We start from the raw sequence: 18642 nt of genomic DNA, 5'->3' as shown, positions 1-18642 counted from the left end.
CGGGTTGTCTCGTAAATCTGTATTCGTTTGCGATCGAGTAAGGGCCGTCGGAACCGGCGGCGTGACGACAGGCCGCCTCGTCCTAGGCCTGCTCGCGATAGAATTGCAGCAGCCGCGCGCCGGCGGGCGAGAGCCAGTCGGGTGCGCCCGCGATATAGCCCTCGATGTGATTGCTCGTTCCGACCAGATAGGTGACGGGCATGCCGACAAGTCTGAAATTCGCGCCCGATGATTCCGCGGTCGCGCCGTACGCGTCGACATAGCACGCAAGGTTTTTCACGGCCAGGCCGCCGAGGAACGCACGGATTTTCCGCAAGTCCTTCGTGTCGGTGCAAATCGCGACAATGTCGAGCCGATCGGGCCGCGATCCCGCGAGGCTTGCGAGCGCGGGCAGATCGAGCCGGCAGGCCGCGCACCACGTCGCCCAGAAATTGACCAGCGTGATGCGTCCCGGCTTCGCCGTTGCAACGATGTCCCTGCCATTGAGGTCCTGAATCCGGAGCGGAGCCATGGGCGCACGAGGCCGCACGACCGTGAACTGGTTGCGGCCGGTCTCGAACACCGGCGGCCAGGACGGGTCGCCGCCTTGCGCACGGCTTGCGCGCAGGGAGGCAATGAGCGCCGGCGCGGCCATCAGGAGCGATCGCCTGGACAACGCCGTGCCGGGCGCGTGAGGCTTCTCACGCATGGATATAGGCCCAGCCCTTGAGTTGCAGGTCGACGACGCGCCCGATGCCGAAGGGAACGAGGCTGGCGCCCGCGATCAGTGGAATCAAGACCTGCTCCTTGGCTTCCGCGATCGCCTTGGACGACGCGCACATGCTGTAAGTGAGATTGGGCAGCGACTGCCGCAGCGTCGCGAGCGGCTCGACGAGTGGAGTCTTGTCCGCGCGAAACAAGTCGATGCCCTTGCCGTTGGCGACGACCTCGATCAGCAGCTTTGCGCCTTTGTCGGCAAAGTGCTTTGCGAGGTTGGCCGAATAGCTGATCGCGTACCCCATGACGTAGGGTTCGTTGCTGTCGATCAGGATCGCGACACCGTCGACGAGGCGATCGTCCTTGGCCGCGGCCGCGCCGCCCGTCGTGAGGATCGACGCGCCGGCGAGCAGGCCCCTGCGGGACCATCCGTTGGCAGAGATCATGGTTGTGCCGTCTCGCCGGTCAGAATTGCCGTGGAACGATCGGCGCCTTGCGGCTGCGTCCCCACACCACGAAGAGCGCGAGCGCAAGCAGGACGAAGTTGAGCGGCGTCACCGCGGCCTCGCCGCGCGAGATGTGGAAGACCAGTGCAAAGACCTGCAATACCGTGCAGCCCAGCGCCGCCAGCACCGTCAGCCGCGGCAGGATCCGCGTCAGTGCCGGCAAGAGGATGCCGATTCCGCCGGCGAGATCGATCAGGCCGATGATGCGGACGAACGCCTCGGAATACTGGCCCGCCCACGGCATCATCGCGGCAAGCTGGGGAATCGGCGTGAGCAGCTTCACCAGCCCAGCCGAGGTGAACACGAAGAAAATCAGGGACTGAGCGGCCCAGAGGCCGATGCGCAGGGCGCGGCCGGGCGTGGCGGTTTCGATCGCGGTGGTGGACATGGCGGTTCTCCGATTGGTGAGGTTCGCCACCATTTGATAGTTTCCTCATCTTTGATCATTATGCGATACAGGACGGGTTCCTTTCCTGGATGTTGATGATCTGATGGATTCCCTGGTCAGCATGAGGGTGTTTTGCTTGGTCTCGGAGCTGAAGAGCTTTGCGGCCGCGGCGGAGCGCTTGCGCATCTCGCCCGCCATGGCGAGCAAGCATGTGATGCAGCTCGAGAAGCGGCTGGGCACGCGGCTGCTCAACCGCACCAGCCGGCGCGTGAGCTTGAGCGAGAGCGGCACGCTCTATTTCGAGCAGGCGCGCCAGATGCTCGATTCGCTCGACGAAGTCGAAGCCGCCGTCAGCAAGGCGACCGTCGTTCCACGCGGCACGCTGCGGCTAACCGCGCCGGTGTGGATGGCGAACACGATGTTTGCTAGGATTTTGGCGGACTACCAGGCCCAATACCCCGAGGTGCGGCTGGACGTTGATCTCAGCGGGCGGCTGGCCAACCTGGTCGAGGAAGGCTTTGACCTGGCTCTGCGCGCGACCGGCGCGCCCGACGAGGCGCTGATTGCGCGGCCGATCACCAAGGTTGCGTTCCATATGGTCGGCGCGCCCGCTTATCTCGATCGCGCCGGACGCCCGACGAAGCTGTCCGATCTCTCCGGCCATGCCTTGCTGCACTATGCGCTTTATCCGGGCGAGAGCTTCTCCTTTACGGGCGAGCACGGCGTCGAGACCGTCAAGTTGAATCCGGTGCTGCGCAGCGCCAACGAAACGCTGCTGCACATGGCCGCGCTGGAAGGCATGGGCCTCGCCTTCCTGCCGAAATGGCTGGTCGCCGACGACATCGCCGCCGGCCGCCTTGAGCAATTGATGCCCGGGCAGGTCATCTTCGAGGGACGCCTGTTCGCGGTCTATCCGAGCCGCAAATACCTCTCCGCCAAGGTGAGGACCTTCATCGACTTCATCGCCGCCGACAAGCGGATGAGATAGCCGCGCTACAGCGAGCGCGCGATCAGCAGCTTCATGATCTCGTTGGTGCCGCCATAGATCTTCTGGATGCGGGAATCGATGAAGATGCGCGAGATCGGATATTCCTGCATGTAGCCGTAGCCGCCGAACAGCTGGAGGCATTCGTCGGCGGTCTCGACCTGCTTCTCCGAGCACCAGTATTTCGCCATCGAGGCGGTGACGGTGTCGAGATCCTTTGCGACCAGGCGCTCGATGCACCAGTCGACGAAGACGCGCGCGATCATCGCCTCGGTCTTGCGCTCGGCGAGCTTGAACGCAGTGTTCTGGAACTCCAGCAGCGGCTTGCCGAAGGCTTTCCGTTCCTTGGTGTATTCGGTGGTGAGCTTGATGGCGCGTTCCATTGAGGCGACGGCGCCGACGGCGAGCGCGAGGCGCTCCTGCGGCAATTGCTGCATCAGCTGCGCAAAACCCTGGCCTTCCTCGCCGCCGAGCAGGTTTTCCGGGGCCACCTGCACGTTGTCGAAGAACAGCTCAGACGTGTCGGAGGCGTGCAGGCCGATCTTGTCGAGGTTGCGCCCGCGCTTGTAACCGTCCGCGCCGGCGGTCTCGACCACGATCAGCGAAATGCCCTTGGCGCCGGCCTCGCCGGTACGGGCGACGACGATGACGAGATCGGCGGCCTGGCCGTTGGTAATAAAAGTCTTCTGGCCGTTGATCACGTAGGAATTGCCCTGCTTCTTGGCGGTGGTCTTCACGGCTTGGAGATCCGAGCCAGTGCCGGGCTCGGTCATGGCGATGGCACCGACCATCTCGCCCGAAGCCATCCTGGGCAGCCAGCGTTTCTTCTGCTCCTCCGAGCCGTAGTTGAGGATGTAGTGGGCGACGATGGCGCTGTGTACGGAGACGCCGGTCGTCATCTCCGGCACCGTGCTTTCGAGATCGTCCAGCACGGCCGCGTCATAGGCGAAGGTCGCACCCAGACCGCCATAGGCCTCCGGCACGCTTGCCAGCAGCGCGCCCATCTCGCCGAGCGCGCGCCAGGCGGAGCGGTCGACCATCTTCTGCTCGCGCCATTTCTCGGCGTGCGGCGCCAAATCCTTGGCCAAAAACTTCCGGAACTGGTCGCGGAAAACGTCGAGCTCTTCGGTCATCCAGGCGGAGCGGTAGGACATGGTCACCTCGGTTGATGCGGTTGCCGGCTTGGTAGGCCAGCCGGCGGCGGCAATTATTGTGTTTTCAGGCTGCGCCGGTGACGCTACCAAGGCGGCCGGGGTAGCGTCTGTTGGGATGGTTGATCTTGGCGATCAAAACCAAAGAGCTCAAGCTCGACATCGAGCGCATCGGCATGGTCTCGGCGATCCTGATGCAGCCGGACAAGGCGCGCGCCTGTTACGTCCTGGCGCATGGCGCGGGCGCCGGCATGCGGCATTCGTTCCTTGAGGAGATCGCTTCAGGCCTTGCGAACCGCGGCATCGCGACGTTCCGCTTCAATTTTCCCTACATGGAGAAGAACCAGCGCCGTCCGGATCAACCGATGGTCGCGCACGCCACCATCAGCGCGGCGGTCGAGGAGGCGGCGCGGCTGTGCCCCGGCGTGACGCTCGTCGCGGGTGGAAAGTCGTTCGGCGGGCGCATGACGTCGCAGGCGCAATCGAAGGCGCCATTGCCGGGCGTAAAAGCGCTCGCCTTCCTCGGCTTTCCCCTGCATGCCGACAACAAGCCGTCGACCGAGCGTGCCGAGCATCTCGCCCGGGTCGATGTCCCCATGCTGTTCCTGCAAGGCACGCGCGACCGGCTCGCCGATCTCGGCACCCTCAAGCCCGTCGTCAAGGCGCTCGGCCCGAAGGCGAAGCTGCACGAGATCGAAGGTGGCGATCACTCCTTCGCGGTACTGCGAAAGTCCGGCCGCAGCAATGACGAGGCGCTTGAGGAGGTGCTCGACGCGCTCGCGGCCTGGATCGACGGACTCGGCTGAGGCTCACATCGCATAGAGCCCCTTGTCGCGCGCCTTCTGGATCGCGAGTGCGGCGATCAGGTCGAGCGTCGGCGTCGAGAGCCCGGCGGCGCGCGCGAAGGCGGCAGGCGCCTTCACCAGGACGTCGATCTCCATGGTGCGGCCGAGCTCGTAATCCTGGAGCAGTGACGGCTTGTGGTTGGGGGCGGGGCCGCTGCGTGACACGCGCTTGACCTCGGGAATGAAGTGCTGCGCGATCTCGTTGGCCTCGTTCAGCATGCGCGGGATGACCTCGGCAAAGGCGGGGTCGTCGCGCACGCCACGCGCGGTCTGGCCGGTGAGCAGGCACAGCACCGACAGCGACATGTTGGTCAGGAGCTTTGACCAGATTGCCTCGCGGATCTCGGCCACCGGCGGCGATTCCAGCCGTGCGTCGTTCAGGACACCGCGGAGCTTTGTGATGCGCTCGCAATTGCGGTCGTCGCATTCGCCGATCAGCAGGCGGTTGCGGTCCGGCGTCAGGTTTTGCACCACGCCGGGCGCGATCACCTCATTGGAGGAGAAGACCACGCCGCCGACGATCCGCTCCTTCGGGATGTATGCACGCAGGCGCCCGCCCGGATCGAGGAAGGAGATGTCGGGCGGCGTCGGGTGCCGCGGCGGCAGGCCGATCCCGTACCACCAGGGAATGCCGTTCTGCGCGAACACGATCGCGGTGTCCTCGCCGAGCAATGGTTTGAGGTTGGCGACCAGCCCCTGAAGCGCGGTAGCCTTCAGCGTGCTGATCACCACATCCTGCGGACCGAGCTGGGCCGGATCGCCGGTGGCGTTCACCTTGGTTCCGACCTCGGAATCGCCGACGCGCAGCTTGAGGCCGCCCGCCCGCACCGCCTCGAGATGCGCCCCCCGCATCACGCACGAGACCTCATGGCCGGCGCGTGCGAGCCTGACCGCGATGTGGCTGCCGACGGCGCCCGCGCCAAAAATGCAAATGCGCATGATGTGATGTCCTGGTCCCTTGGCTGTCGCCCGGTGCCACCATGGCACAACCCGCCATGCGATGGGCGCGGCCGCCCCACGACGGAAAGATATGGATCAGGGTGCGCGGCCTCGGCCATAGTGCGCGGCAAACAAACGACCGGAGGATCGCCGATGACCGCCAAACCCGTCCTGTGGGCCCTCGATGCGCGCGGGGTCGCAACCGTGACCTTGAACCGCCCGGAGGTCAACAATGCCTATGACGGCGCGCTGATCGCGGGCGTGCTCGCGGCCATGGACGAATTGGGCAGGAAGCCCAATCTTCGCGTCGTCGGCTCCGCGGTAACGGCAAGCACTTCCAGGCCGGCGCCGATCTCAAATGGATCAACGGCGTGCGGCCGCAATCGACTGATGCGAACGAGGCGGCGTCCCGGGCGACCTATGAGGCCGTGCAGCGGCTCAACACGCTGCCGATCCCGACGGTCGCGCTGGTGCAGGGCGGCTGTTTCGGCGGCGGCACCGGCGTGATCGCGGCTTGCGACGTCGTGATCGCGGCGGATAACGCGCTGTTCTCGATCACGGAGGTGCGCTGGGGGCTGACGGCGGCGATCATCATCCCACAGCTCTGCGACGCCATCGGCGTACGTCAGGTGCGCCGCTACGCGCTCACCGGCGAACGTTTTGGCGCCGAAGATGCCCGCCGCATCGGCCTTGTCCACGAGGTCGTGCCGCTCGCCGAGCTGGAAGCCGCTGGCGCCAAGGTGGTCGAGCAGTTGCTTGCCAACGGCCCGGAGGCGATGGCCGAGACCAAGCGGCTGGCGCTGGAGAGCTCGTTCGGCGGGATGGCTGTGGACGATGCGGATTATGCCCGGCTCGTGCACCTGCATTCGCTGAAGCGGCAGAGTGCGGAGGCAGCGGAGGGGCTGGCGTCGTTCGCCGAGAAGCGGGCGGGGCGTTGGAGCAACCAAGGGTAGATTTTGCTCCGGCGATGTGCAGGATGGCCGCCACTATCGAGAGTGTGGGGGCTGAGAGGTCATGCGTAGGAAGTTCATTCTTGCACTGCCGTTGATCGTCGCAATCTGGCCCGGTCATGCAAGCTCCGATGACAGCGTCGTCTGCAACGACGAGAAGGTCCCCTCCAACATACGCATCGAGGTCTGCACAAGACTGCTCGATCAGGAAAAGAACAAGGAGAGCCGATCCCGACTGCTGGCCCGCCGCGCCGATGCCTATTTTGACAAGGACGACTTCGCACGTGCGTTGACCGATTTCGACGAAGCGATTGTAAGTCATCCGGGGAATGCTGACGCCTTCATGCGTCGCGGTTTCCTGCACTGGTACCGTCTCGAAGATGAGGCCGCGTTCAAGGATTTCGATGCGGCGCTTCGGCTCGATCCGACGCCATCGCATCTGTTGTCCCGAGGGCGGAGATACGTTTTGCTGCGACAGTTTGATGCTGGGATCGCCGACATGACACGGGCGATCAAGCTCGATCCTCGTTCCAAGGACGCCTATGCGGATCGCGCATGGGCTTACAGCCGGAAAAAGGCATTCGATCTCGCGATCGCGGACTATGACCGGTTGCTCAAGCGTGACCCTAGCGACGGCCGCAGCGCGCTGGCGCGTGACAATGTGCGCGCGGCGAAGGGCGCAGGTGTGAAATCCATCGATGAATACAGCCGCATGTTGGTTGCGCGGCTGCAAATCGAAAAGTCCTACCCGCGGCGGGCCGTCAGCGACAGGGTCGAAGGGACGGCTGAGCTTGCATTCAGCATCACCCGCTGGGGATTGCTCGCGGCGAGCAGCGTGAAAACCAGCTCGGGCTCGGCCATGCTGGATGAGGCGGCGCTCAATACCCTCAGGCAGGCACAACCGTTCCCGCCATTGCCTCCCGGCAGCAGGTCGATCGAGGCCTTCGTGATCTCACTGATCTATCGAAATCAGTCGGAACGTTAGGCGCGTTGAGCTCGGTCGCGATCTCAGCAGCCGCGGCAGATGTTGTTGATGCTGCGATAGACGGCGTCGTCGTCCTGCCGCATCTGCTGCAGCGATTGGAGCGTCTTGCTCTCGCCGGCCGGCGCCGCGGGCTTGCGCTTCGCCGCGAGTTCTTCCTCCTGGCGCTTGTAGCAGGCCTCGCGATCGGGCTTGGCCTGGATGAAGCGGCAGTTCTGCTCCACAGCTGCGGCGGGGGCGGCTGAGACCGTGAGAACGATCAGGGCGGAAAGGGCGAATTTTGTGAAGGTCGGATCCATGGCGGCCTTCTCTCAGGTCCGCCGACGAAGGGCAACTGCAACCTTTGAAAACAGCTTGTAGCCCGGATGGAGCGAAGCGCAATCCGGGACGGACCAACCGAATCTCCCGACTGCCCCGCGTGGCACGAAACCCGGATTACGCTTGCGCTCCATCCGGGCTACGGGCCTTTACAACGACGGCGCGAGCGACGTTTTCAGCAAAGTGAGCAGCGCCTGCACCGCGGCCGCGTTGCGCCGCCGCTCGGGGATCGCGGCCTTGACCCATAATTCCGGAATGGGAAAGTCGCGCAGAACCGGCTTCAGCGCGCCATCGCGCAAGGCGTTCGCGACAAGGTAATGCGAGATCAGCGCGATACCGTTGCCGGCGATCGCGCTGCGCGCCAGCACATGGCCCTCGTTGGAGGAGAGCAGCGGGCTGACCTGGATGCTGATGCGGCCGCGCGGCCCGTCAAAAATCCATTCGGGGCCGGTCGGCAGAAAACTGAGGCAGCGATGATCGACGAGGTCGCGCGGATGCTTTGGCGTGCCGTGCTTCTTCAAATAGGCCGGTGAGGCGCACAGCAGCCGCTTCAGCGGGCACAGCGGCTCGTCGACGACACCGCCAAAGGAATGCGGGAAGGCGCCGATGGCTATGTCAAAACCTTCGGTGACGGGATCGACGGGGCGATCGATCAGCACGATATCGAGCTTGAGTCTCGGGTTTTGGGTCTGAAAGGCGCTGAAGGCGTCCGCAAGCCGCGCCACGGTCAGCGAGGTCGGCGCCTTGATGCGCAGATGATCGACGAGGTCGTGGCCCTTTTCGCCCATGCGCGATAGCAGATCGGTGGCATCAGTTACGACGCTGCGGGCGCGATGCACATAGCGCTGGCCGGCTTCCGTCAGGCGCAATTGACGCGTCGAGCGATGAAACAGCGGCGTGCCGATCCGCGCCTCCAGTTGCGTGACGCGCTTGGCGACCACCGAGGTCGAGACATTGAGCTTTCTTGCCGCCGCGGAGAATCCGGCCGCATCGGCGGTGGCAAGGAACGCTTGAAGGTTCACCAGGATGTCCATCTCGACCTTTCGCGATTCGAGCAAGCTGATCGCTTATTTCGGTGGATTGTAGCTTGAGCCGCGTTAATTCATAGTCGGGCCCAAGCAAGAGATTTTCAGGGGTAGGACGCGCCATGCGGGCCACGACGATCGAAGAACCAGCGCGCCAGGTGCCGCTTTACGGCGAATATGAGGTCGTTGTCCTCGGCGGCGGTCCGGCCGGCATCGTGGCGGCGGCATCTGCCGCGCGTGCCGGGCGGCGGACGCTGCTGATCGAACGCTACGGCTTCCTCGGCGGCATGGGCACCGCTGCCGGCGTCACCAATTTCTGCGGCCTGCATGGCAATGTCTACGGCCAGGCCCACCGGCTGGTGCAGGGCATGGCGTCCGAGCTGCTGGCGCGGATCGATCGCTTGAACGGCCTGAATGCGCCGCACCTGATCCTCGGCAAGGTCTTCGCGCAGGCCTATGACACCGCGGCCTACAAGATCGCGGCCGACGAACTCCTCGCAAGCCACAAGGTGCACATCCTCTTCCATGCGCTCGGCGCCGGCGTCGTGATGGGCGACGACCGCCGCATCGATGCGCTGATGGTCGAGACCAAGGCCGGACGGCAGGCGGTCCGCGCCGAGATCTTCATCGATTGCTCCGGCGACGGCGATCTCGCGGTCTGGGCCGGCGCGCCGTTCGAGGTCGGCGACGAACACGGCCATCCCCTGTATCCCTCGATGATGCTCCGTCTTAACGGCATCGATCCCGAGAAGGCGGGCGAGGCCTGGCGGACAATCCCGCAATTGATGGAGAAGGCGCTGGCCGCCGGCACGCACAAATTCCCGCGCAAAAGCGCGATCGTGCGGCCGCAAAAGTCCGGCATCGAATGGCGGGTGAATTTCACGCAAATCGCGCGCGAGGACGGCCATGCCGTCAACGGCATCGAGCCCGACGATCTCACCCGCGGCGAGATCGAGGGCCGAAAGCAGGCGCTCGCCGCGTTCGAATTCTTGCGCACCGTGCCGGGCTTTGAAAAATCCTACATCGTCGACCTGCCGCCGCAGCTTGGCATCCGCGAGACCCGCCGCATCAAGGGCGGCTATCAGCTCAGCGGTGAGGATGTGCTCGGCTGCGCCTCGTTCGAGGATTCGATCGGCGTCAATGGCTGGCCGATCGAGGCCCATGTTCCCGGCGATGTCGTCTTCACCTTCCCGCCGATCCCGGAATCGCGCGGCTATAATGAGCTGCCGTATCGTATGCTGGTGCCTGAGGGGGTCGACAATCTCCTGGTTGCCGGCCGCTGCGCCTCCATGACCCATGAGGGCCAGTCGGCGGCGCGGGTCTCCGGTGCCTGTTTCGTGATGGGGGAGGCGGCCGGTTCCGCAGCAGTGCTGGCGCTCTCCGGAAACCGGATCCCGCGTGACATCCCGGTTGAAAAATTGCAGGAAACGTTGAAACAACAGGGCGCCTTCATCGGACGGGGCCAACCCGTGCCCGAGGGGTTGTGACGGGCTGCAAAAGAACGACCAAGAGAACGGTCAAGATAGCGACGACGGAGGAGACGGAATGATCGGGATTGTGCGGCTCGCGCTTGCGGGCCTGGTTGCGATCATGGCGATGGGCACGGCGCGGGCCGAGAACGCGCTGAAGGCCAGGATCGGCGTGCTCCGGCTGTCGTCCTCCGCGCCGGTCTTCATCGCGCAGGACAAGGGCTATTTTCGCGAGGCCGGCCTCGACGTAGAGCTGAAATTCTTCGATGCGGCGCAACCGATCGCGGTCGCTACCACCTCGGGAGACATCGATTTCGGCGTCACCGCCTTCACCGCCGGTCTCTATAATCTGGCCGGCAAGGGCGTGCTGAAGGTGATCGGCGGCATGAGCCGCGAGAAGGCCGGCTATCCCCTGATCGGCTATTTCGCCAGCAACAATGCCTACGCCGCCGGATTGAAGACGCCGAAGGATCTCGCGGGCAAGCGTGTGGCGGTGACGCAGGTCGGCTCCTCCTTTCACTATTCGCTGGGGCTGCTCGCCGACAAATATGGCTTCAAGCTCGCGGACGTGAAGATCATCCCGCTGCAATCGCTGTCGAACGCGGCCGCCGCGCTGAAGGGCGAGACAGTCGACGCCGCGTTGCTTCCCATCTCCACCGCACGCAAGCTGATGGACGAGGGCGGCGCGAAATTCCTGGGCTGGGTCGGTGACGAGACGCCCTGGCAATTGGGCGCGGTGTTCGCCGCGCCGAAGACGCTGACCAACAAGGTGCTGGTCACGAAACTGCTCGGCGCGTTGGCGAAAGCCGATCGCGAATATCACGACGTCATCCTCGCCGCGATGAAGGACGGCGTTGCTCCGATCAACGACAAGACAAAACCGCTGCTGGAGATCATCGCAAAGTACACCAACCTGCCGGTCGAGCAGGTGGTTGGTAACTGCGCCTACATCGATCCGGACGGCAAGCTGGATGTGAAGAACGTCGACAACCAGATCAAATGGCTTCAAGAGCAGGGCTTTGCCGACAAGGGCTTTGATGCGAATGCGATCATCGCCAGCGATTTTGTGAAGGCGGATTGATGGTGCACTTGTCCCTCCATCCCCGTCACCCTTCGAGGCTCCCATTGCGATGCATCCGCATCGCAATGGGAGCACCTCAGGATGACGGATTGAGAGTAGAACGCAGCTCATGGACCTGATCGCCAACCACATTAGCCATCGTTTCGGCGAGCTCGCCGTGCTCGACGATGTCTCATTCACCGTCAGTGCCGGCGAGGTGGTGGCGATCGTCGGGCCGTCGGGCTGCGGCAAGAGCACGCTGCTGTCGATCCTGGGCGGGCTGTTGCAGCCGTCGTCGGGCGCGCCCGAGCTGCGCGGATCGCCGCCGGCGGGCAGTCTCAACCCGCTGACCTTCGTGTTCCAGGATTTTGCGCTGCTGCCCTGGGCCACCGTGGAGGAGAACGTCGAATTCCCGCTGCTGCACACGCAGCTCTCGGCCGCGCAGCGCCGCGCGCAGGTCGATGATGCCTTGCGCCGCACCGGCCTGACCGATTTCCGCAAGACTTATCCGAAGCAGCTTTCCGGCGGCATGCGGCAGCGCGTCGGTATTTCGCGGGCGTTGGCGGCGCGCCCGGCCATCCTACTGATGGACGAGCCGCTCTCGGCGCTGGACTCGCAGACCCGCGAGCTCCTGATGGAGGATTTTGTCCGTCTGCTCGCCGATGGCGGCATGGGCGCGGTCTATGTCACGCATAATCTCGAAGAGGCGGCGCGGCTTGCCGACCGCATCGTGGTGCTGTCGCGGCGTCCCGGCCGTATTCGCGAGGTCGTGACTGTGCCGCTCACGCGCGCCGAACGCGGCGAAACCGCTGCGCGTGAAAAGCTGCTCGCGCTTCAGAACCAGATATGGTCGCTGATCCGCAACGAGGCGATCGATGCCGAGCGCGAGGTTCAGCATGCTTGATCGCGCGACGACTGAAACGCCTGCGAAGGAGACTGCGACGCGGCGCGTCCGCTTTCGCGGGGCAGGCTTCGTGCCGGCTTCTAGCCGCTTCGGCGGCTGGATCGCGCTCGCGCTGGTCATCGCGATCTGGCAGACGGCCGGCAGTGCCGGTGTCGTCAATCCGCTGTTCCTGCCGGCGCCGGCGGCGATCGCGCGGGCGATCTATGAGCTCGCCGTCTCCGGCGCGCTCTGGCAGCACCTTTCCGCTTCGCTCCTGCGCATCGGTGTCGGCTGGCTACTCGGCACCGCAGCCGGCGTGGCCGTCGGTTTTGCCATCGGCCTGTCTCGGCTCGCGCGCAGCATCGGCATCACCTTCATCTCGGCGCTGTTTCCGATCCCGAAGATCGCGCTGTTGCCGCTGTTGATCCTCTGGCTCGGCATCGGCGAAGAGCCGAAGATCGCGACCATTGCGCTCGGGGTGTTCTTCTCGACCGCGATATCGGTCTATAGCGGCGTCGATGCGGTGCCGCGCAACCTCATCCGCATGGCGCAGAGTTTCAACGTGCCGTTTGCGACCATCGTGCGGAAGGTGATCTGGCCGGGCGCGTTGCCCGCGATCCTCGCCGGCTTCCGCATCACCGCGTCGGTGGCGCTGCTGCTCGTCGTCAGCGCCGAGATGATCGGCGCGCAGTACGGCATCGGCGCGTTCGTGCTGCAGGCGGGCAATCTGATGCAGACGGATCAGCTGCTTGCGGGCGTCGTGATCTTGTCGGTGTTTGGATTAGCGGTGGGGAGGGTGATTAACTGGCTTGAGACGCGGTTGCTGCACTGGCGGTGAGGCTGTGGACGCGAGCTCGCGCCAAAATCTCAGTCGTCGTGCCCGGGCTTGAGCCGGGCATCCACGTCTTTCCTCAATTGTGGTCGCGCGTGGATGGCCGGGTCAAGCCCGGCCATGACGGTGGAGGGAGTGTGCCTCACGCATTCCCGCGATCTTCGCGGAACAGGTCGAGCTTCTGCTGCACCGGGCGATCCGAGAAGCTGAACAGTATCGCATCCATGTCAGCCTCGTGCGTGACCGAGTGCCAGCTCGGCACCACGAACAAATCGCGCGGGCCCCATTCGAACGTCGCATCGCCGATGCGGGTGCGGCCGTGGCCTTCGATCGGACAGAACACGGTGGCGTCCGTCGAGCGATAGCGGGAGGTCTTGAAGCCTTTCGGCAGCAGCTGGATGAAGGTGCCGATGGTCGGCATCGCGAAATCGCCGGTCTCGGGGTTGCTGAACTTCAGCTTCAGCCCGTGGCAGGCGTCCCACTCCTCGCGCGTCCTGGCCTTCTCCAGTGCTTCGCGCGTGTAGGCATAGGGATAGCTGAAGATCGGCGAGGTCTTTGACGACCGCTTCACGTCGACCGGCAGCAGATTGTGGCCATAGCGCGCAAAGCTGTCGCCGGCAGGCCTTGTGATTGTCTGCTGGTCCTCATTCGATCCTTCCGCGAAGGAACAGTCGAGGAATTGCACCAGCGGGATATCCAGACCGTCGAGCCAGAACATCGGCTCATTCGTCTCGTTGGAATGATCGTGCCAGGTCATCGACGGTGTGATGATGAAGTCGCCGGGCTCCATCGCGGTGCGCTCGCCGTCGACGGCGGTGTGGGCGCCCTTGCCTTCGAGCACGAATCGCAGCGCCGACTGGCTGTGGCGATGGGCGGGCGCGACGTCACCCGGCACCACCATCTGAACGCCGGCATAGAGCGAGGTGGTAATTTTGGATTGCCCGCGCAGGCCCGGATTTTCCAAGACCAGCACGCGCCGCTCCGCTTCCTTCGCCGTGATAAGCTTGCCGGCTTCGGTCATGTAGTCGCGGATGATTTCGAATTTCCACAGATGCGGCCGGCAGGCGCTTTTTGGCTCCGGCGTGATCAGGTCGCTCATCACAGTCCAGAGCGCGGTGAGATTCTCGCCGTCGATCTTTTTGTAGAACGCCTCGCGTTCCGGCGTCTTGGTCACGGCTTCCATGGTGCTGCTCCCGTTCGTTTTGTTGATTGACAGTATACTTACGGTCTAGGTAGCGTCAACGCGTAGGAGAAGGTCATTCCGGGGCTCGCGAAGCGAGAACCCGGAATCTCGAGATTCCGGGTTCGGCTCTGCGAGCCGTCCCGGAATGACGAATGAGAAAACAGAGGGAGGGTTCCGATGAAGCTGCACGGCTATTTCCGCTCCAGCGCCGCCTACCGGGTTCGGATCGCGCTGAACCTCAAGGGCCTTGGCGCCGAGCATTTGCCGCATCACCTTCGCAAGGGCGAGCAATGCGCGCCGGCCTATCTCGCCATCAACCCGCAGGGCCTGGTGCCGGCGCTGGAGAATGATGCCGGCGCGGTGCTGACGCAGTCGGTCGCCATCATCGAGTGGCTGGACGAAATCCACCCCAACCCGCCGCTGCTGCCGAAGGAGCCGCTGCGGCGCGCCAAGGTAAGGGCGTTCGCGCTGGCCATCGCCTGCGATACTCATCCGGTGCAGAATTTGAAGGTGCTGGCGCGGCTGCGCGAGTTGGGCCTTGCAGAAGAGAAGGTCCAGGAATGGGCGGCATGGGTCAATCGCGAGGGACTGTCCGCCTGTGAGACGCTGATCAGGGACGAGCCGGGACCGCTTTGCTTCGGCGATGCGCCGACGCTCGCCGATCTCTGTCTTGTGCCGCAGCTCGCCAATGCGCGCCGCTTCGGCGTCGACGTCTCCGCCTATCCGCGACTGCTCAAGGCGGAAGCCGCCGCAAAGGCGCTGGCAGCGTTCGCCAACGCCGCGCCGGAGAAGCAGGCCGATGCCGAGTAAGCCTGCCCCTCCGATCACGATAGACGCGGTCTATGCCGCGCCGGGCTATCTGTTCCGGCGTATGCAGCAGATCGCGGTCTCGATCTTCATGGAGGAGTGCAAGGCGTTCGACCTCACTCCAGTGCAATATGCGGCGCTGATCGCGATCCACACCCATCCCGGCATCGACGCGACGCGGCTGTCGGCGGTGATCGCCTTCGACCGCTCCACGCTCGGCAGCGTGATCGAGCGACTGCAAACCAAGGATTATATCGAGCGGAAGCCGGCGCCCGAGGATAAGCGGATCAAGCTGCTCTATCTGACGAAGTCAGGTGCGGCTTTGCTCAAGGAGATTATCCCCATCGTCGAGCGCGCCCAGGCGCGCATGCTGGAGCCTTTGAAGCCCGCCGACCGCAAGACGCTGATGGCGCTGATGGTGCAGCTCGTCGATCTCAACAACGAGGCCTCACGGGTGCCGCTGCGGGCCGAGGATGCGCTGGAGCATCTGGGGAAGTCGGGGTGAGGGGCGCATGTGAGCGAGGCTGAGCTCGCGCTTCGCATTCAGTCGTCGTCCCGGACAAGCGAAGCGCAGATCCGGGACCCATAACCACAGGGAGTAGTTTGGCGAAGACTCGTGGTTGCCAGTCTCGCGCCACAACTTCTCCCTGTGGTTATGGGTCCCGGCCTTCGCCGGGACGACACCTGGAGTGTGGTTGCGCCATTCCCTCACATCCTCAGCAGCGCCTGCCGGTCGATCTTCCCCGTGCCCGTCTTCGGCAGTTCGTCGATAAAGATCACTTCGCGCGGATATTTGTAGGGCAGCAGCTTGCCCTTCACGTAGTCCTGGAGCCTGCGCGTCGTCACGCTTTGATCGACGGTCCGGTTGTTCATCACCACAACCGCCTTCAGCGTCATGCGCCGGTCGGGCAGCTCGGCGGCGAATACCGCACATTCGCGGATGTCGGGGTGGTCGGCGAGACAGAGCTCGACCTCGAGCGGGTAGACCCACTGGCCGGAAATCTTGATGAGATCGTCGGCACGGCCGCGGAAGAAATGGAAGCCGTCGCTGTCGCGCACGAAGCGATCGCCGGTGTAGATCCAGCCGCCCTCGCGAATCGTCTCGGCGGATTTGTCCGGCCGGTTCCAGTAGAGCGGCGTGTTGGAATCGCCGCGCACCCACAAGATGCCTTCCTCGTCGTCGCCGACCTCGCGGCCGTCCTTGTCCCTCAGCGCGACCTCGTAGCCGGGCACGCGCAGGCCCGCGGCGCCGAGCTTCTTTTTCTCAGGACTGTTGGAGAGATAGATGTGCAGCACTTCGGTCGAGCCGAGGCCTTCGACGATTTCGAGGCCCGTGAGCTTGTTCCAGCCGTTGAAGACCTCCGCCGACAACACTTCGGCCGCGGACAGCGACATCCGCAGCGACGAGAAATCTGCTTTATCGGCGCCCTCGGCTTTGGTGAGGGACGTGTAGAGCGTCGGCAGCCCGAAGAAGACGGTCGGCGTGTACTGCTCGATAGCGGCGAAAATGGCCGCGGGCTTCGGCTGACCCGGCAGCAGCAGCGTCGCCGCGCCCGCCGAGAACGGGAAGGTGACGGAGTTGCCGAAACCATAGGCGAAGAAGATCTTGGGCACCGAGAAGCAGATGTCGTCCGGCGTCAGCTTCAGCACATTCTGCGCAAAGGCTGTGTCGCTATAGGCCATGTCGTGCTGGAGATGCACGATGCCCTTGGGCCGGCCAGTCGATCCCGACGAATACATCCAGAACGCCATCTCGTCGCGACGCGTATCGGCTTCCGCGAGCTCAGTCGGGAATGGCCCGAGCCAGCTTGCTGCGGCCATCGCCTCCGGCGCAGCGTGGTTGCGCACCTCGCCATTGACGACGATCAGCGTGCGCAGGCAGGTCGCCTTGCAGGCCTCCGCGTTGAAGCGCGTGCAGAACTCGGACTCCGCCACCGCAACGCTCGCGCCGGAATCGGCGAGATAGAATTGCAGCAGGTCCGGCGGCGTCAGCGTGTTGATCAGCAGCGGCACGAAGCCGGCGCGGACCGCGCCGAAGAAGGCGGCCGGATAGGCCGGCGTGTCGTCGAGGAACAGCAGCACGCGGTCGCCGCGCTTCAGTCCCAGCGAAATCAAGCCGTTACCCCATTGGCCGGCTTCCGCGCAGAGCTCGGCATAGGCGCGCGTGCCCGCCGGGCCGATCAGTGCGAGCTTGTCGCCGCGTCCCTTGGCGAGATTGTCGAACAGCACGCGGCTGGCGTTGTAGATTTCCGGAACGGCAAAGCCGATCTCGCGTGCGCCCGGGCTGTCCGCGGGCACCTGGTCGCGAATCTCGTTGCTCATTCCGCATCTCCGCCGTTCTTTGCGGCCTCGTAGCGCGCCATGAAGGCCGGCGACATCGCGCGCAGCCGGGCATCGTCGATGCGGCCGGAGCGGGTGATGTAGCTATAGGCGAAGTCCATTAGGTCGAGCTTCATGTGTTCGGAAAAGTGCTCGTACCAGCCGGCCGAGGTACGCGCGGCGTTGATGAGCTTCTGCAGCACCGGCTTGCGCGCGGCTTGGTAGCGATGCAGCGCGGTCGAAAGATGCGCATCCGATTCCAGCGCCTTGACCAGCGCGATGGCGTCCTCGATCGCGAGCCGCGTGCCCGAGCCGATCGAGAAATGCGCCGAGTGCAAGGCGTCGCCGATCAGCACGATGTTCTTGAACGACCAGTGCTCGTTCCAGACCCAAGGAAAGTTGCGCCACACCGATTTGTTGGAAACCAGCGAGCGGCCGCCGAGCGTATCCGCAAACACCTCCTCGCAGACGCCCTTGGACTGCTCGACATCCTTGTAGGCGAAGCCATAGGCCTGCCAGGTGGCGTGGTCGCACTCGACCAGGAACGTGCTCATGGTCGGCGAGTAGCGGTAGTGATGAGCGGTGAAGGCGCCGCGGTCGGTCTTCACGAAGGTCTGCGACAGCGTATCGAACCGCTTCGGGGTGCCGTACCAGACGAACTTGTTGGAGGAGTAGGACAGCGAGGTGCCGAAATCGCCCTCGAAGGCGCGGCGCACCAGCGAGTTCAATCCGTCGGCGGCGACGATCAGATCGTGGCCGTTGAGCTGGTCAATCGCATGAATCTGTGTGTCGAAGCGCGGCGTGACGCCGGCATCGAGTGCGCGCTGCTGGAGGAACTTCAAGAGTTCGAGCCGGCCGATCGAGGAGAAGCCGACCCCGTCGATGGCGACGTTGTCGCCATGCAGGTTCAGCGTGATGTTCTCCCAGCGCTCCATATGCGGCGCGATCGCGTCGACCGTCTCGGGGTCGTCGGCGCGCAGGAATTCCAGCGCCTGGTCGGAGAACACGACGCCAAAGCCCCAGGTCGCGTCGGCCGGGTTCTGTTCGAACAGGTCGACTTGATCCTCGGGGTGGCGCTTCTTCCAGAGATAGGCGAAGTAGAGCCCACCGGGCCCCCCGCCGATCACGGCGATCCGCAACGTCTGCCTCCCTAATTGACAGTATACTTACTATCTAGGGGTAGACTAATGTGCTCCGACGTCCGGCGCCAGCGGAATTATCGGCATGGCATGGCGCGCCGAAGCCGGCTCCAAACACACGTTTTGGCGCATGTCCGAAACCATCAAGTGCGGAGCATAGCCAAA

The 18642-nt window shown here is 64.3% G+C and carries 19 protein-coding genes and 1 pseudogene; 10 read left to right on the top strand and 10 right to left on the bottom strand.

The features are described 5' to 3' along the window. Nucleotides 1–82: 82 nt before the first annotated feature. The 3 genes from IVB18_RS47600 to IVB18_RS47590 are packed head-to-tail and all read right to left on the bottom strand — an operon-like array spanning nt 83 to nt 1590. Nucleotides 83–688, bottom strand: a complete 606-nt coding sequence (locus IVB18_RS47600; RefSeq protein WP_247986938.1) for a TlpA disulfide reductase family protein — start codon at nt 686–688, stop codon at nt 83–85. Then, complete coding sequence (locus tag IVB18_RS47595; RefSeq protein ID WP_247986937.1) at nt 681–1142, bottom strand: DsrE family protein; 462 nt, start codon at nt 1140–1142, stop codon at nt 681–683. Before IVB18_RS47595 ends, IVB18_RS47600 begins: the two co-directional genes overlap by 8 nt. Nucleotides 1143–1161: 19 nt before the next feature. Then, entirely contained in the window at nt 1162–1590 is a 429-nt protein-coding gene (locus IVB18_RS47590; protein ID WP_247986936.1) for a DoxX family protein, read from the bottom strand. A gap of 103 nt (nt 1591–1693) precedes the next feature. Between IVB18_RS47590 and IVB18_RS47585 the strand changes: the two genes are divergently transcribed. Further along, nucleotides 1694–2578 carry a LysR family transcriptional regulator gene (locus IVB18_RS47585; RefSeq protein WP_247986935.1) on the top strand — a complete coding sequence of 295 codons (885 nt, stop codon included), beginning with the start codon at nt 1694–1696 and terminating at the stop codon, nt 2576–2578. Between the two features lie 5 nt (nt 2579–2583). Here the strand turns inward: IVB18_RS47585 and IVB18_RS47580 are convergent, their stop codons facing one another. Further along, complete coding sequence (locus tag IVB18_RS47580; protein ID WP_247986934.1) at nt 2584–3729, bottom strand: acyl-CoA dehydrogenase family protein; 1146 nt, start codon at nt 3727–3729, stop codon at nt 2584–2586. 125 nt (nt 3730–3854) lie between these two features. Between IVB18_RS47580 and IVB18_RS47575 the strand changes: the two genes are divergently transcribed. Then, nucleotides 3855–4532, top strand: a complete 678-nt coding sequence (locus IVB18_RS47575; RefSeq protein WP_247986933.1) for an alpha/beta family hydrolase — start codon at nt 3855–3857, stop codon at nt 4530–4532. Nucleotides 4533–4535: 3 nt separating this feature from the next. Here IVB18_RS47575 and IVB18_RS47570 read toward each other — a convergent pair whose 3' ends face one another. Next, nucleotides 4536–5510, bottom strand: coding sequence for a ketopantoate reductase family protein (locus IVB18_RS47570; protein WP_247986932.1), 975 nt, complete (start codon nt 5508–5510; stop codon nt 4536–4538). A gap of 153 nt (nt 5511–5663) precedes the next feature. Between IVB18_RS47570 and IVB18_RS47565 the strand changes: the two are divergent. Together IVB18_RS47565 and IVB18_RS47560 are read left to right on the top strand one after the other, a co-directional pair. Next, nucleotides 5664–6463: pseudogene (locus IVB18_RS47565) on the top strand (enoyl-CoA hydratase-related protein). A gap of 91 nt (nt 6464–6554) precedes the next feature. After that, nucleotides 6555–7445, top strand: a complete 891-nt coding sequence (locus IVB18_RS47560; RefSeq protein ID WP_247986931.1) for a TonB family protein — start codon at nt 6555–6557, stop codon at nt 7443–7445. Between the two features lie 23 nt (nt 7446–7468). Here IVB18_RS47560 and IVB18_RS47555 read toward each other — a convergent pair whose 3' ends face one another. Next, nucleotides 7469–7741, bottom strand: coding sequence for a hypothetical protein (locus IVB18_RS47555; RefSeq protein ID WP_247986930.1), 273 nt, complete (start codon nt 7739–7741; stop codon nt 7469–7471). 168 nt (nt 7742–7909) lie between these two features. Next, the gene (locus IVB18_RS47550; protein WP_247991905.1) at nt 7910–8794 is read right to left on the bottom strand and encodes a LysR family transcriptional regulator; all 885 of its coding nucleotides are present in this window, start codon (nt 8792–8794) and stop codon (nt 7910–7912) included. A 113-nt stretch (nt 8795–8907) separates the two neighbouring features. Between IVB18_RS47550 and IVB18_RS47545 the strand changes: the two genes are divergently transcribed. From IVB18_RS47545 to IVB18_RS47530, 4 genes are all read left to right on the top strand, one after another. Further along, a complete protein-coding gene (locus IVB18_RS47545; RefSeq protein WP_247986929.1) occupies nt 8908–10272 on the top strand; it encodes an FAD-dependent oxidoreductase in 1365 nt (454 codons plus the stop codon). A 58-nt stretch (nt 10273–10330) separates the two neighbouring features. Then, a complete protein-coding gene (locus tag IVB18_RS47540) occupies nt 10331–11335 on the top strand; it encodes an ABC transporter substrate-binding protein (RefSeq protein ID WP_247986928.1) in 1005 nt (334 codons plus the stop codon). Between the two features lie 109 nt (nt 11336–11444). Then, complete coding sequence (locus IVB18_RS47535) at nt 11445–12218, top strand: ABC transporter ATP-binding protein (RefSeq protein ID WP_247986927.1); 774 nt, start codon at nt 11445–11447, stop codon at nt 12216–12218. Then, nucleotides 12211–13035 carry an ABC transporter permease gene (locus tag IVB18_RS47530; protein WP_247986926.1) on the top strand — a complete coding sequence of 275 codons (825 nt, stop codon included), beginning with the start codon at nt 12211–12213 and terminating at the stop codon, nt 13033–13035. The genes IVB18_RS47535 and IVB18_RS47530 overlap by 8 nt, the downstream gene beginning before the upstream one ends. Nucleotides 13036–13171: 136 nt before the next feature. Here the strand turns inward: IVB18_RS47530 and gtdA are convergent, their stop codons facing one another. Then, the gene (gtdA, locus tag IVB18_RS47525) at nt 13172–14212 is read right to left on the bottom strand and encodes a gentisate 1,2-dioxygenase (protein ID WP_247986925.1); all 1041 of its coding nucleotides are present in this window, start codon (nt 14210–14212) and stop codon (nt 13172–13174) included. Between the two features lie 177 nt (nt 14213–14389). Here gtdA and maiA point away from each other — a divergent pair, with 177 nt between their 5' ends. Continuing rightward, a complete protein-coding gene (gene maiA / locus IVB18_RS47520) occupies nt 14390–15022 on the top strand; it encodes a maleylacetoacetate isomerase (RefSeq protein WP_247986924.1) in 633 nt (210 codons plus the stop codon). Next, a complete protein-coding gene (locus IVB18_RS47515; protein ID WP_247986923.1) occupies nt 15012–15524 on the top strand; it encodes a MarR family transcriptional regulator in 513 nt (170 codons plus the stop codon). Before maiA ends, IVB18_RS47515 begins: the two co-directional genes overlap by 11 nt. A gap of 203 nt (nt 15525–15727) precedes the next feature. On the opposite strand, the gene IVB18_RS47510 is transcribed toward IVB18_RS47515, so the two are convergent. Both IVB18_RS47510 and IVB18_RS47505 read right to left on the bottom strand, forming a co-directional pair. Beyond that, nucleotides 15728–17341: a benzoate-CoA ligase family protein gene (locus IVB18_RS47510; protein WP_247986922.1), complete on the bottom strand. Its 1614-nt coding sequence runs from the start codon at nt 17339–17341 to the stop codon at nt 15728–15730. After that, the gene (locus IVB18_RS47505) at nt 17338–18477 is read right to left on the bottom strand and encodes an FAD-dependent monooxygenase (RefSeq protein ID WP_247986921.1); all 1140 of its coding nucleotides are present in this window, start codon (nt 18475–18477) and stop codon (nt 17338–17340) included. The genes IVB18_RS47510 and IVB18_RS47505 overlap by 4 nt, the downstream gene beginning before the upstream one ends. Nucleotides 18478–18642: the final 165 nt, after the last annotated feature.

Source organism: Bradyrhizobium sp. 186 (assembly GCF_023101685.1).
In the GTDB taxonomy this organism is placed as follows: domain Bacteria; phylum Pseudomonadota; class Alphaproteobacteria; order Rhizobiales; family Xanthobacteraceae; genus Bradyrhizobium.
This window is presented reverse-complemented; position numbering and strand designations above follow the sequence as displayed.